This is a genomic window from Pseudomonas sp. GW821-FHT02H09, assembly GCF_059421425.1.
In genome coordinates this window covers 292,423-306,630 of the sequence record NZ_JBWKVA010000001.1, presented here as the reverse complement: position 1 = coordinate 306,630, position 14,208 = coordinate 292,423, and the positions used below count along the sequence as shown (strand labels likewise).

The following is a 14,208-nucleotide window of genomic DNA, read 5'->3' as shown; positions in this document are numbered from 1 at the left end:
CGGATTCGGACATCCGAAATCTGCCGATTTTCCGGAGAAATACCTTATGAGTGCATCACCCGAATTCTCTGCATTAGCCGCCGACAGCGATGCCGAGCAGCTACGCAAACTGGGCTACACCTCGAACTTCAATCGCAGCATGAGCCTGTGGGAAAACTTCGCCCTGGGCTTCACTTACCTGTCGCCGGTGGTAGGCGTCTACACCCTGTTCGGCCTGTGTCTGGCTGCCGGCGGGCCACCGATGTTCTGGGCCTACTTACTGGTCGGCTGCGGGCAATTGCTGGTGTGCCTGATCTTCGGTGAAGTGGTTTCACAGTTCCCGATTTCCGGTGGGGTTTACCCTTGGGCCCGCCGCCTGGTCGGCAAGCGCTGGGCGTGGATGGTCGGCTGGATCTACTCCATCGCCCTGTGCGTAACCATCGCCGCCGTTGCGGTCGGTGCCGGCCCCTATCTGGCGGCGATGATGGGCTTTGAACCAAGCAACAACACCAACATCATCATCGCTCTGGTGCTGACGTTGTTCGCCACGCTGGTCAACCTCAGCGGCACCAAAGTGCTGGCGCGTATCGCCATGTTCGGCTTCCTCTGCGAGCTGGTGGGCGCGGTGATCGTCGGGGTGTACCTGCTGGTATTCGAGCGTCATCAACCGCTCAGCGTGTTGTTCAACACCTTTGATATCCGCGTTGACGGCTCCTACCTGCCGGCCTTCCTCACCGCCTCGTTGGCAGGGATGTTCCTCTACTACGGCTTCGAGGCCTGCGGCGACGTGGCCGAAGAAACCCCGAACCCGAGCAAGCAGATCCCGGTGGCCATGCGCATGACCATCTACATCGGCGGCATCGCGGCGATGTTCGCTTGCCTGGCACTGATCCTCGCCGTGCCGGACATGCAAGCAGTGATCAATGGCTCCGACAAAGACCCGGTCACCACCATCCTCAGCAACGCCTTCGGTCCTGTTGGTTCGAAAGTAGTGATGGGGGTGGTGATGATTTCCTTCATCTCCTGCGTCATCAGCCTGCAAGCGGCGGCCAGTCGCCTGCTGTATTCCTACGCCCGGGACGAAATGGTCATCGGCAGCAGCCTGCTGAAACGGATTTCGCCGACCACTCAGGTTCCGGTCGCCGCATTGTTCGTGTCCGGTATCCTGCCGGCGCTGATCATCGCTCTGGGCTTTTTCCTGCAAGACGCAGTGGCGACCATCGTCAGCTTCGCCGCCATCGGTATCTACCTGGCGTTCCAGATGATCGTTCTCGCCGCCCTCTACGCCCGTGCCCGCGGCTGGAGACCCAGCGGCAAATTCACTCTCGGGGCCTGGGGCCTGCCGGTGAACATCGGTGCGCTGGTCTACGGTGTCGGTGCGATCATCAACATGGCCTGGCCGCGTACGCCAGACGCTGCGTGGTACATCAACTACGCCATGGTGCTGAGCACCGCCATCGTTATCGGCCTGGGCCTGCTCTACATGTGGCTCGGCAAGCCGTACGACCACGGCACCGCCCCGGCCGGCGATGCCTGGAAAATCAGCCGGTAACTCCTTTCGCCCCGGTATCGTTTGGGTTGCCGGGGTGACTCAGATGCGCAATGGAGCCTATTTACCCATGCAGCGATTGATGAAGCCTGGAGGGTAGTGGCGGAACGAATGACCACCCAAGCATTTGGCAACATATCGGTCACTCTCTTTCGACACAGCCCCGCTAAGGTTTGCTGACGACAGTGCACATAGCATCGGTTGACTGAAGTCTCGGCAAGGCCTACGGTGTTTACATCGTCTACAACGTATACACCTTTTCAGGAGAGCCAACATGGCCTCGCCCGTTTTGTCCTTTCGTGTCGAAGAGATCCTTGCCCAGCAACTGGATCAGCTTGCAGCCGCGACCGATCGCGACCGCCAGTATCATCTCAAGCGTGCACTGGTTCGTTATGTGGAAGCCGAGTCCTGGCATCTACAAGCCATCAGCGAAGGCATAGCCGATGCCAACGCTGGCAAACTGACCGATCTGGACGCCGTAAAGGCTAAGTGGGCAAACCGTGCCGAAAGTCGTACTGACCGAAAAAGCGGAGAGTGATCTTGATGCTATCCATGAGTATTACCGCGACTTGATTGGCTTTTCTGCAGCCAACGATGTGATAACAAACATTCTGGAATTATTCGGTCAACTTGAACTGTTCCCCGGCTCAGGCAGACCTTCCGTGATGCCTGATCTGCGTGAACTCGTCATAACTGAGTATCCGTTTATTGCTCCTTATCGCCTGATGCACGGACAAATTCAGGTATTGCGGGTTTTGCATCAGAGAACAGAGCGAATACAGGATTGGTAATGCTGGCTGAATTGAACAAAGGCCTGCTGCTCGATCCCTGCTCCGGGTAACTGCATCAGGCCACTCCGCATTCTGCAACGCTTGGTGGTTCATCTTCTGCAAGGACGTTAACGATGACCGCGAACCGCTGTCCGGCAGCGCCGCAACTGATTCAAAGGCCCGCCTGTGATCATGCTGATGGCGATCGTAAGGTACGCCGTATAAGTGTGGTTGAGCACACGGTGGATGCGCTGCCATCCATATGGCCCGCTTGAATGCTTGCTGCGGTCTGTGACTATCATGGCCTTGCCCGCCTGGCGGCGGATTGCCTGATCATTTGTGCAGGCTTGCTCCTGAGCCCTCAGTGTTTTTTTCAATTCATTGCGAACGGCTGGCGCTCTTTGTTATCTGTTAAGCGTCCGTTGCGTTTGGCCCAAGACATGTCCGAACCTCAATTTCTGATTCATCACGCAGCCAGTAACGGCGCGGGATCATCCAAGACAGGTTTTATTTATGCACCGCAGGAATCTCCTGAAAGCCTCCATGGCCATCGCCGCCTATACCGGTCTGTCGGCCACTGGCCTGCTGGCCGCTCGCGCCTGGGCCGGCACCGCCGATGGCGAGGCTCAGACGTTCGACTTCGAAACGTTGAAGGCCCAAGCCAGGCAACTGGCAGGCAATCGTTACCTGGATACCAAGCAGGTGTTGCCGCCGACCCTCGCCAACATGGCGCCGCAGCAATTCAACGCGATCCAGTACGACGCCAATCATTCGCTGTGGAATGAGCTGAATGGCCAACTGGACGTGCAGTTTTTCCATGTCGGCATGGGTTTCAAGCAACCGGTGCGCATGTACAGCGTCGACCCCAAGACCCGCCAGGCACGGGAAGTGCACTTCCGGCCATCACTGTTCAACTACCGGAAGACCAGCGTCGACACCTCGCAGCTCAAGGGAGACCTGGGTTTCGCCGGGTTCAAGCTGTTCAAGGCCCCGGAGCTGGACAAGCACGATGTGCTGTCCTTCCTCGGCGCCAGCTATTTCCGTGCAGTGGATGCCAGTGGCCAATACGGTTTGTCTGCGCGTGGGCTGGCGATCGACACTTACGCCAAACGCAAAGAGGAGTTTCCTGACTTCACCAGGTTCTGGTTCGAAACACCAGACAAGGACAGTACGCGATTCGTGGTGTACGCCTTGCTCGACTCGCCCAGCGCAACCGGCGCTTATCGCTTCGATATCGATTGCCAGGCCAATCAGGTGGTGATGGCCGTCGACGCGCATGTCAATGCGCGCACCGCCATCGAGCAGTTGGGCATCGCGCCGATGACCAGCATGTTCAGCTGCGGCACCCATGAACGGCGCATGTGCGACACCATTCATCCGCAAATCCATGACTCCGACCGTCTGGCCATGTGGCGCGGTAACGGTGAATGGATCTGCCGGCCACTGAACAACCCGGCGACGCTGCAATTCAATGCCTTCGTCGATAAAGACCCGAAAGGTTTCGGTCTGGTCCAGACCGATCACGAGTTCGTCAGCTATCAGGACACCGTGGACTGGTACAGCCGCCGTCCGAGTCTATGGGTCGAGCCGACCACTGCCTGGGGTGAAGGCTCTATCGATCTGCTGGAAATCCCGACCACGGGCGAGACCCTCGATAATATCGTGGCCTTCTGGACACCCAAGCAGCCCGTTGCAGCAGGCGACTCGCTGAACTACGGCTACAAACTCTACTGGAGCGCTCTGCCACCCGTCAGCACACCGCTGGCGCAGGTCAATGCGACGCGCTCGGGCATGGGTGGCTTCATCGAGGGATGGGCACCGGGCGAGCATTATCCTGAGGTCTGGGCGCGGCGTTTTGCTGTCGACTTTACTGGCGGCGGTCTGGATCGCCTGCCCGAAGGAACTGCCATCGAGCCGATCGTCACGGCGTCGAACGGCCAGGTGAAAGACTTCAACGTCCTGCAGTTGCCGGACATCAAAGGCTATCGAGTGACTTTCGACTGGTACCCCACCGACGATAGCGTAGCTGCGGTGGAGTTGCGGCTGTTCATTCGTACCCATGACCGGACGTTGAGCGAGACCTGGCTGTATCAGTATTTCCCGCCAGCACCGGATAAGCGCAAATACACCTGACAGGGTCAGCCTTGAGATCGTCGGTGCCTGGACTGACCTCATCGCGAGCAAGCTCGGCTCCCACAAGGATGACGCGGTACCTGTAGGAGCCGAGCTTGCTCGCGATGACGGTAACAAGCCCCATAAAGCGTTCAGCTGGATAAGTAAAAGCCCCAGTCTCGCGACCGGGGCTTTGGCTTTTTACAAATGCGTTTATTCACGCAAATCCGACTCATGAATCGGCTGATCGCGGTGAGTCGCCCGTTGGTATTGCGCCGGCCAGATGGCTTTGTGTCCGCCCAGGTCATCATCGGCATGCAGCGGCCAGTAAGGATCGCGTAGCAGCTCCCGAGCCAGCAGGATGATGTCAGCCTGACAGGTACGCAGAATGTGCTCGGCCTGAGCGGGCTCGGTGATCAAACCGACAGTCCCGGTGGCGATACCCGACTCCTTGCGCACACGCTCGGCAAAACGCGTCTGGTAACCCGGCCCGGTTGGAATCTCCGCGTTGGCCGCGGTGCCGCCCGAGGACACATCAATCAGGTCTACACCCAAGGCTTTCAGACGTCGCGCCAGCTCCACGGTTTCATCCGGGTTCCAGCCATCTTCGACCCAATCGGTGGCCGACACCCGCACAAACAGTGGAAACTCTTCAGGCCAGACCGTACGCACCGCTTCGGTCACTTGCAGCACCAGACGAATGCGGTTTTCGAAAGAGCCACCGTATTGATCGCTTCGCTGGTTGCTCAAGGGCGATAGAAACTGGTGCAGCAGGTAACCGTGCGCAGCATGCACTTCGACTACTTTGAATCCGGCGACCAAGGCGCGTTTGGCGGCATCGACGAAGGCCTGGATGACGTCGGCGATCTGTCCTTCATTCAGTTGTATCGGTGCGCTGTGTTCGGGGTCAAAGGCAATCGGCGATGGGCCGACCGGAGTCCAGCCGCCGTCGGCCGGTTTCACGCTTCCATGCTTGCCCAGCCATGGCCGATGGGTGCTGGCCTTGCGCCCGGCGTGGGCCAGCTGGATACCGGCGACAGCGCCCTGGGCGGTGATAAAACGAGTGATGCGTTGCAAGGGTTCGATCTGATCATCGTTCCACAGACCAAGGTCTTGAGCGGTGATACGCCCGTTGGCAGTCACCGCCGTGGCCTCGGTAAAGACCAGACCGGCACCGCCCACGGCACGACTGCCGAGATGAACAAGATGCCAGTCATTGGCCAGCCCATCGACGCAGGAGTATTGGCACATTGGCGAGACCGCGATGCGGTTGAGCAGCGTCAATTGACGAAGGGTATAGGGTTCAAGCAGCAGACTCATGGGGCACCTCTCAATCAGTGGTCAGGCTCCAGGGTTCTGTTTGAAAAGTCGACGAGTGACAAGAAGGATGCAGCACCCGCCCCCGCGGGCAAAAAATGAGAAGACGTCACAAGGCACAATCAGACAGTGTTTAGAGCCTAGTCGACAACCGAGAATGAGGGAGGGTTCAGAAAACTAAAGAACCCGATTTGGGAGATTTGATCGTTCCCACGCTCCGCGTGGGAATGCCTCAATGGACGCTCTGCGTCCGCCTCTGTGACGCGGAGCGTCACGGGCTGCATTCCCACGCCGGAGCGTGGGAACGATCTGCGATCTGACTACCGCGGTTCGATGTGGGCAATCATCAACTGCACGGTTTCCTGCCCACGGAACTCGTTGAGGTCAAGCTTGTAGGCCAGCTCGACCCAACGAATGGTCGGGTTCGGCCAGATCTCGCGATCGATGCCAAATGCAATACCATCGAGTTTCAGCGAGCCGCATTCACTTTTGAGCACCACTTTGAGATGCCGCTCACCGACGATGCGCTGCTCGACCAACTGAAACACGCCATGGAACAACGGTTCAGGAAAGTGCTGGCCCCAAGGACCGGCGTGGCGCAAGGCGCGGGCGAGTTCCAGATGGAACTCCTCGACTGCCAGCGTACCGTCAGACAGCAGCCGCCCGGTCAAATCGTCCTCACGCAGTTGCCGACGAACCTCGGTGTCGAACGCCTCGGCAAACGCCGGGAAGTTCTGCTCCGGCAGCGACAGCCCCGCCGCCATGGCGTGGCCACCGAACTTGCTGATCAACTCAGGATGTTTCGCCGCCACTGCATCCAATGCGTCGCGGATATGAAACCCCGGCACCGAACGCGCCGAGCCTTTGAGCATACCTTCACCCGCATCGGCAAAGGCGATGGTCGGGCGGTGGTAGCGCTCTTTCATACGCGAAGCGAGGATACCGATGACGCCTTGGTGCCAATCGGCTTCGAACAGACACAAGCCGAACGGCATCGACTCCAGCGGCAAGTCCTTGAGTTGAGCCAGGGCTTCGCGCTGCATGCCTTGCTCGATGGATTTGCGATCCTGGTTCAGCTCATCGAGCTGGGTCGCCATTTCCCGCGCTGAAGCGTTGTCTTCGCTGAGCAGGCATTCGATGCCCAGGCTCATGTCATCCAGTCGCCCTGCCGCGTTCAGACGCGGGCCGATAATGAACCCAAGGTCGGTGGACGTAATTCGCGAATGGTCGCGCTTGGCGACTTCAAGGATTGCCTTGAGTCCCGGCCGTGCACGCCCGGCGCGAATCCGCTCAAGCCCTTGATGCACCAGAATGCGGTTATTGGCGTCCAGCGGCACCACGTCGGCCACACTGCCCAGCGCCACCAGATCCAGCAACTCACCGATGTTCGGCTGCGGTCTACTCTCGTACCAACCCAGGCTGCGTAGACGAGCGCGCAGCGCCATCAGTACATAAAAAATCACCCCAACGCCGGCCAGCGCTTTGCTCGGGAACTCGCAACCCGGTTGATTCGGATTGACGATGGCGTCCGCGGCAGGCAACTCGTGCCCCGGCAAGTGGTGATCGGTGACCAACACGGTCAGCCCCGCCGCTTTCGCCGCCGCCACGCCTTCGACACTGGAAATACCGTTGTCCACGGTAATCAGCAATTGCGGTTCGCGCTGCAAGGCCACCGCGACAATTTCCGGGGTCAGCCCGTAGCCGTATTCGAAGCGATTGGGCACCAGATAATCGACGTGGGCGGCGCCCAGCAGGCGCAATCCGAGCATGCCGACCGTGCTGGCGGTTGCGCCATCAGCATCGAAGTCACCGACGATGAGGATGCGCTGGCGCTGCTCCAGTGCCACCACCAGCAAATCCACCGCCACCTCAATGCCCTTGAGCTGCTGATAGGGAATCAAACGCGCCAGGCTCTTGTCCAGTTCAGCCTCGGACTGCACACCACGCGCCGCGTAGAGGCGGGTCAGCAGCGGCGGCAGGTCACCGAGAAACGGCAGGGTAGCGGGCAGCAGGCGGGGTTCGATACGCATGGGGCGAGGGGTGCTTCTCTTCAAGAAAAGGGATGAAACAGAATGATGCAGACGAGCGGCGAAGAATCAGCCGCGCTCGCCCGTCAGCCACTGCAGCTGGACTTCGTGCTGGCCGCGATCATCGGTCACGAAAATCGTGCCTTCGCTGATCATCACGTCCCACTTGATAGCGCGCGGCATGTCCTTGGCCAGCACTTCCAGAATCTCTTGCGGCACGGCGGCGATGTTGACGTTTTTCAGGTTTTTCACGGCTGGGACCACTTTGGTTTCCCAGACACGCAGGCTGCCATAGGCCAGCAAACTGGTGCGCTCAGTACGACGCGAGCACCAGGTCAGGCGATCGGCATCCGGCTGGCCGACTTCGATCCAGTGCAGGACACGGTCATCCAGACTTTTTTCCCACAAGGCAGGTTCGTCTACTTCTGACAGACCACGGCCAAAGGACAGCTGCTCGTTGTACCAGAAGGCATAGGCCAACAGGCGCACGGTCATCCGCTCTTCAGTCTCCGAAGGATGACGGGCGATGGTCTGTTTGACGCTTTCATACACCCCACGATCGAGGTCAGTAAGGTTCAGTTCAAATTTGTAGGTCGTGGACGGCTGGGCCATGAACGCGCTTCTTGATACGAGGAAAGGCGGCAAGTCTAACCGATGCGAAGGCTAATCAACGACTCCCGCGACTCATCATCCTTTAGCCAGATAGCCGGGCTATGTTAAAACGCTCTCTCCGCTCAGCCGTTTGCCCTACAGGATTTCCCATGCCGCTCACCGCCAAACCTCTTGCCGGGGTAAAAGTCATCGAACTCGGCACCTTGATCGCCGGCCCCTTCGCCTCACGCATCTGCGGCGAATTCGGCGCCGACGTGATCAAGGTCGAATCCCCGGATGGCGGTGACCCGTTGCGCAAATGGCGCAAGCTCTATGAAGGCACATCGCTGTGGTGGTTCGTCCAGGCGCGCAACAAGAAATCCCTGACTTTGAACCTGAAACACCCGGACGGTCTGGCGATTCTCAAACAGTTGCTCAGTGAAGCGGACATCCTGATCGAAAATTTCCGCCCAGGCGTGCTGGAAAAACTCGGCCTCGGCTGGGAGGTTTTGCACGCATTGAACCCGAAACTGGTGATGGTGCGCCTGTCCGGCTTCGGTCAGACCGGACCGATGAAGGATCAGCCCGGCTTCGGTGCGGTCGGCGAGTCCATGGGCGGCCTGCGCTACATCACCGGCTTCGAGGACCGGCCACCCGTGCGCACCGGCATTTCCATCGGTGATTCGATCGCCGCGCTCTGGGGCGTGATTGGCGGGCTCATGGCGCTACGTCACCGCGAGGTTAATGGTGGTCAGGGGCAAGTGGTGGACGTTGCGCTGTATGAGGCGATCTTCGCCATGATGGAAAGCATGGTCCCGGAGTTCGACGTCTTCGGGTTTATCCGTGAGCGCACCGGCAACATCATGCCTGGCATCACGCCCTCCTCCATCCACACCAGCGCCGACGGGAAACATGTGCAAATCGGCGCTAACGGCGATGCGATCTTCAAACGTTTCATGCAGGCGATCGGTCGCGAGGATCTGGCTGACGATCCGTCCCTGAGCAGCAACGATGGTCGCGACAGCCGCCGCGATGAAATATACGGCGTGATTGATCGCTGGGTCAGCTCACTGCCGCTGGACGCGGTGATCGAGCGATTGAACCTTGCCGAAGTACCGGCCAGCCGGATTTTCAGCGCCGAAGACATGTTCAGTGATCCGCAGTTTCTGGCCCGGGAAATGTTCCTGCAGGCCAAGCTACCCGATGGCAAGGCCTTCAAGATGCCGGGGATAGTGCCAAAACTTTCGGACACACCGGGCACATCCGAATGGGTCGGGCCAGCGCTCGGTGAACATAACGTGCAAGTGCTGAACAACCTTGGCTACGACGCCGTGCAGATCAACCGGCTACGTGAAGTCGGGGCTATCTAAGCTGAAACCACTGTCTTTGGCTCGCCGGAGGCCGACGCTGGCAAGCAGCGCAATGCTTCGTCGCGCCTGGTGGCGAACGCTTCGCATGCTGGGGATTTTGCCGATGCTGGTGTGGCTATTGGCCGCACCAAGGGCGGCTCAAGCCAAGGAGACGCTGATCTGGCTGCTGCGCGACCTGCCACCGTTGACGATTCTCGAAGCACCAGAAAAAGGTCAAGGCGCCATTGATCGGCTGATGCCGCTGTTGATCGCCAGCATGCCGCAATACCAGCACAACATCATGCGGGTCAACCGCGCGCGCGGCATGCAAATGCTCCATGAACCCTCATTTACCTGCGATCCTTCATTGCTCTGGAGCAAAGAGCGCACGCAGTGGATCGAGTTTTCGATTCCCGCCTTGAGGATCCTGAGTAACGGTCTGGCAGTGCGCCATCAAGACCGCGCCACCCTGGAGCCGTTCATCGTCGGCGGCAAGGTCGATCTGACGGCACTTCTGGCCAGCAGCCAGAAGCTCGGAGTGGTTGCCGAACGCAGCTATGGCCAACGGATCGATGCTCAACTGCAACACGCTCCGGTCGACACATTGGCTGCGCACTATGGCAATGACGCGCTGGGTAGCTTGTTGCAAATGCAGCGCCTGGGACGCTTGACCGCGTTATTGGGCTACTGGCTGGAAATCCGGTACCAGGCACAACGGCAAGGCATATCGCCCGCTGAGCTGGAGTTCTACCCGATCAAGGATACGGAAAAGTACCAGTCGATCCATGTCGGTTGCTCGAATACGGCAGAGGGCCGTCAGGCCATTGCCAGCATCAACAAAGCCTTGCGCGACCTGCGTCAGAACACACTGATCGATTTTTATACCGCTTGGCTTGATCCAGAGATGCGCCGCGATTACCTGGAGGACGCCAGGGCATTTTTTCAGCTCCCTCAAGAGCAATGACAAACGCCAGGCAAAAGAAACCCCGAGAAGTGGGGAAACGACTCGGGGTTAAACGTGGCCTACAAAGACCCGTACAACAAGCTGCAAGCACCGGAGCACAATGCTTGGTCCCGTTGTACAAAGTCTGACTTACCAGACGGTATTAAGGTTCAAAAATAAATAGAATCAATTTCTGCTGGCAAAAGCCTTGTCCTGCGCGGCATTACGCAAAGCAGCGATGACGCTGGGCTCAAGACGCCCCTCGGCAATCAGCACGTCACGGTGCAGGCCGTCGACTACGTCTGTCAGCAAACGTTTATCGGTCAACTGAGCCTGATTGAACGCCCGCTCGACCACGATGGACCCGGCCGCATTCTTCAACGTCACCAGGCATTCGCCACCGGCACCCGAGGGGCCCAGTGCGACCTGATACGGGCTCAAAGCCTCACCCAGCAATAGGCTGATACTTTCCATCTCGATCACCACTCAATAGTCCGAAAACAAAGTGCCTAAGGGCCTGTCCACTGCAAATGACCACCAGCCCGAGAAGAAAGCCCTTCACGTCAACGAAGAGCGAACCTCGTCAACCTGAGTACATGGAGCATGCATGGAAAAGATGACAGAGAAAAAACAGCCACGTCGAATCGTCAACCTTCCGGTGATTCTGGTGCGGCACAATAAAAAGCCCATCATGAGACGGGCTTCAATATGTGACGGGTCCAGTCAATCAAAGTGGCTTGCCGCGGTTGCCATGTTGACTGACAAAGGCCTGCACGGCTTTCAAGTCATTTGCCAAAACGGTGCAGCGTTCATCCCGTTCAAACAAATCAGAAAGATGAGCGGGCAGTTCAAGCGCTTTTCCTACACCAGCTTTCTCCACGGCTTCAGGGAACTTGACCGGGTGGGCCGTCCCCAGAATCACCATCGGTATATCCAGGCTGCGGCGGCACTCACGCGCGGCCTTGACGCCGATGGCGGTATGCGGATCCAGCAACTCGCCACATTGTGCGAAGACTTCGGCAATGGTTTCGCAGGTTTGCTCATCGTCGACCGCCAGCGAATCGAACAGCTTGCGTGTTTCAGTCCAGCGATCCTCGTCGACGCTGAAACCGCCACCCTGCTTGAAGGTCTCCATCAGGCCGGCCAGCGCCGCACCATTGCGACCGTGCATATCGAACAACAGACGTTCGAAGTTCGAGGAGACCATGATGTCCATCGACGGCGACAGGGTCGCGTGCAGGGTTTCCTTGACGTACTGATTGCCGCTCATGAAGCGGTGCAGGATGTCGTTGCGGTTGGTAGCGACAATCAATTGATTGATCGGCAGACCCATGTTACGCGCCAGGTAGCCAGCGAAGATATCGCCGAAGTTGCCGGTTGGCACCGAGAACGATACCGAACGGGCCGGGCCGCCCAGCTGCAGGGCTGCATGGAAGTAGTAAACGATCTGGGCCATGATCCGCGCCCAGTTGATCGAGTTCACCGCCACCAGGCGAGTGCCCTTGAGGAAGCTCTGGTCGGCGAAGCTGGCCTTGACCATTTCCTGGCAATCGTCGAAGTTACCTTCAACGGCGATGTTGTGAATGTTCTCGCCGAAGATGGTCGTCATCTGCCGACGCTGAACTTCAGAAACGCGGTTGTGCGGATGCAGAATGAAGATGTCGACGTTGTCGCAACGACGGCACCCTTCGATGGCGGCAGAACCGGTATCACCCGAGGTGGCACCAAGGATCACCACGCGCTCGCCACGCTTCTCCAGCACGTAATCGAGCAAGCGACCGAGCAGTTGCAGAGCAAAATCCTTGAACGCCAGCGTCGGGCCGTGGAACAGCTCGAGCACCCATTCGTTACCGTTGAGCTGACGCAACGGCGCAACAGCGCCGTGGGAGAACGCACCGTAGGTTTCTTCAAGGATGTTCTTGAAGTCCACATCCGGAATGCTACCGCTGACAAACGGGCGCATCACCCGGAATGCCAGCTCGTGGTATGGCAGGCCGGCCCAGGAGGCAATTTCTTCCTGAGTGAAGCGTGGCAGGTTTTCTGGCACGTACAGGCCGCCATCGCTGGCCAGACCGGTCAGCAGGACATCTTCGAAATTCAGGGCCGGTGCCTGGCCGCGGGTACTGATATAACGCATGACTGGCTCCTCTAAAAAGAGTTCTCAAACGAGGGCTTGGCAAACAGCCCTCGGAACAATAACGGCTTAGTTCAAGTGCTCGACCCGGATCCGCACGACAGGACCGACCACATCCTGCAACGCTTCCAGAGCGGTGATCGCATCGTTCATGTGCTGCTCCAGCACACGGTGGGTCAGCAGGATCATTGGTACCAGACCGTCGTGCTCTTCAACTTCTTTTTGCATGATCGATTCGATGTTGATGCCACGCTCCGACAGGATGCTCGCAACCTGGGCCAGCACGCCCGGGTGGTCCTTGGCCTGGATACGCAGGTAGTAGGCACTTTCGCAGGCTTCGATCGGCAGGATCGGATGGGCCGACAGCGAGTCCGGCTGGAAGGCCAGGTGCGGTACGCGGTTTTCCGGGTCCGAGGTCATGGCGCGAACCACGTCCACCAGATCCGCGATCACCGACGAAGCCGTTGGCTCCATGCCAGCACCGGCACCATAGAACAGCGTTGAACCCGCAGCGTCGCCGTTGACCATGACGGCGTTCATCACGCCATTGACGTTGGCGATCAGACGATCAGCCGGGATCAGCGTCGGGTGTACGCGCAGCTCGATGCCGCTTGGCGTGCTGCGTGCCACACCCAGGTGCTTGATGCGATAGCCCAGCGCTTCGGCGTAGTTCACGTCAGCAGTGGTCAGCCTGGTGATGCCTTCTGTGTAGGCCTTGTCGAATTGCAGCGGGATACCGAAGGCGATGGACGCCAGAATCGTCAGCTTGTGCGCCGCATCGATACCTTCAACGTCGAAGGTCGGATCAGCTTCCGCGTAGCCCAGGGCCTGCGCCTCGACCAGCACGTCTTCGAAGGTCCGGCCTTTTTCACGCATTTCGGTGAGGATGAAGTTACCGGTGCCGTTGATGATCCCCGCGACCCAGTTGATGCGGTTCGCCGACAGGCCTTCACGGATCGCCTTGATTACCGGGATGCCACCGGCCACGGCAGCTTCGAAGGCGACGATTACGCCCTTCTCACGAGCCTTGGCGAAGATTTCATTGCCGTGAACGGCAATCAGTGCCTTGTTCGCGGTGACCACGTGCTTGCCGTTCTCGATGGCCTTGAGTACCAGCTCACGGGCCACGGTATAACCACCAATCAGCTCGATGACAATATCGATTTCAGGGTTGGTCGCGACAGCGAAGACATCGTTGGTAATGGGGGTACCGGTAATCTCACACTGAGGGTTAGGCGTACGCATGGCAATTTGAGCCACTTCGATTCCACGCCCGGCACGGCGGGCAATCTCCTCGGCGTTACGCTGAAGTACGTTGAAGGTGCCGCCACCGACGGTACCTAACCCACAGATGCCTACTTTGACCGGATTCACTCTGAACTCCCCATAAAACGGCCGACTCAAGGTCGGCCGTGGAAAACAGCCGCAAGCACGCGG

12 protein-coding genes are annotated in these 14,208 nt (G+C 58.8%); 6 read left to right on the top strand and 6 right to left on the bottom strand.

Going from position 1 to position 14,208, the window contains the following annotated elements; translation table 11 throughout:
- Positions 1-46: 46 nt before the first annotated feature.
- The 4 genes from AC07VR_RS01410 to AC07VR_RS01395 all read left to right on the top strand — a co-directional run bounded on the left by AC07VR_RS01410 (position 47) and on the right by AC07VR_RS01395 (position 4,431).
- Complete coding sequence (locus AC07VR_RS01410; RefSeq protein WP_494992521.1) at positions 47-1,531, top strand: APC family permease; 1,485 nt, start codon at positions 47-49, stop codon at positions 1,529-1,531.
- A 271-nt stretch (positions 1,532-1,802) separates the two neighbouring features.
- Positions 1,803-2,066: a CopG family ribbon-helix-helix protein gene (locus AC07VR_RS01405; RefSeq protein ID WP_494992520.1), complete on the top strand. Its 264-nt coding sequence runs from the start codon at positions 1,803-1,805 to the stop codon at positions 2,064-2,066.
- A complete protein-coding gene (locus AC07VR_RS01400) occupies positions 2,029-2,319 on the top strand; it encodes a type II toxin-antitoxin system RelE/ParE family toxin (protein WP_495010301.1) in 291 nt (96 codons plus the stop codon). Before AC07VR_RS01405 ends, AC07VR_RS01400 begins: the two co-directional genes overlap by 38 nt.
- Before the next feature lie 492 nt (positions 2,320-2,811).
- Complete coding sequence (locus AC07VR_RS01395; protein ID WP_495010300.1) at positions 2,812-4,431, top strand: glucan biosynthesis protein D; 1,620 nt, start codon at positions 2,812-2,814, stop codon at positions 4,429-4,431.
- Positions 4,432-4,623: 192 nt separating this feature from the next.
- Here the strand turns inward: AC07VR_RS01395 and AC07VR_RS01390 are convergent, their stop codons facing one another.
- The 3 genes from AC07VR_RS01390 to AC07VR_RS01380 all read right to left on the bottom strand — a co-directional run bounded on the left by AC07VR_RS01390 (position 4,624) and on the right by AC07VR_RS01380 (position 8,366).
- Positions 4,624-5,730: an NADH:flavin oxidoreductase/NADH oxidase gene (locus tag AC07VR_RS01390; RefSeq protein WP_495010299.1), complete on the bottom strand. Its 1,107-nt coding sequence runs from the start codon at positions 5,728-5,730 to the stop codon at positions 4,624-4,626.
- 317 nt (positions 5,731-6,047) lie between these two features.
- Positions 6,048-7,757 carry a single-stranded-DNA-specific exonuclease RecJ gene (gene recJ, locus AC07VR_RS01385; RefSeq protein ID WP_495010298.1) on the bottom strand — a complete coding sequence of 570 codons (1,710 nt, stop codon included), beginning with the start codon at positions 7,755-7,757 and terminating at the stop codon, positions 6,048-6,050.
- A gap of 66 nt (positions 7,758-7,823) precedes the next feature.
- Complete coding sequence (locus AC07VR_RS01380; RefSeq protein ID WP_494992515.1) at positions 7,824-8,366, bottom strand: YaeQ family protein; 543 nt, start codon at positions 8,364-8,366, stop codon at positions 7,824-7,826.
- 149 nt (positions 8,367-8,515) lie between these two features.
- Between AC07VR_RS01380 and AC07VR_RS01375 the strand changes: the two genes are divergently transcribed.
- Both AC07VR_RS01375 and AC07VR_RS01370 read left to right on the top strand, forming a co-directional pair.
- Entirely contained in the window at positions 8,516-9,715 is a 1,200-nt protein-coding gene (locus AC07VR_RS01375) for a CaiB/BaiF CoA transferase family protein (protein ID WP_495010297.1), read from the top strand.
- Complete coding sequence (locus AC07VR_RS01370; protein WP_495010296.1) at positions 9,696-10,658, top strand: TIGR02285 family protein; 963 nt, start codon at positions 9,696-9,698, stop codon at positions 10,656-10,658. Before AC07VR_RS01375 ends, AC07VR_RS01370 begins: the two co-directional genes overlap by 20 nt.
- Before the next feature lie 165 nt (positions 10,659-10,823).
- Here the strand turns inward: AC07VR_RS01370 and AC07VR_RS01365 are convergent, their stop codons facing one another.
- From AC07VR_RS01365 to AC07VR_RS01355, 3 genes are all read right to left on the bottom strand, one after another.
- Positions 10,824-11,111: a DUF3509 domain-containing protein gene (locus tag AC07VR_RS01365; RefSeq protein WP_495010295.1), complete on the bottom strand. Its 288-nt coding sequence runs from the start codon at positions 11,109-11,111 to the stop codon at positions 10,824-10,826.
- 253 nt (positions 11,112-11,364) lie between these two features.
- Entirely contained in the window at positions 11,365-12,774 is a 1,410-nt protein-coding gene (thrC, locus tag AC07VR_RS01360; protein WP_494992511.1) for a threonine synthase, read from the bottom strand.
- A gap of 66 nt (positions 12,775-12,840) precedes the next feature.
- Positions 12,841-14,145, bottom strand: coding sequence for a homoserine dehydrogenase (locus AC07VR_RS01355; RefSeq protein ID WP_494992510.1), 1,305 nt, complete (start codon positions 14,143-14,145; stop codon positions 12,841-12,843).
- Between the last annotated feature and the right edge of the window lie 63 nt (positions 14,146-14,208).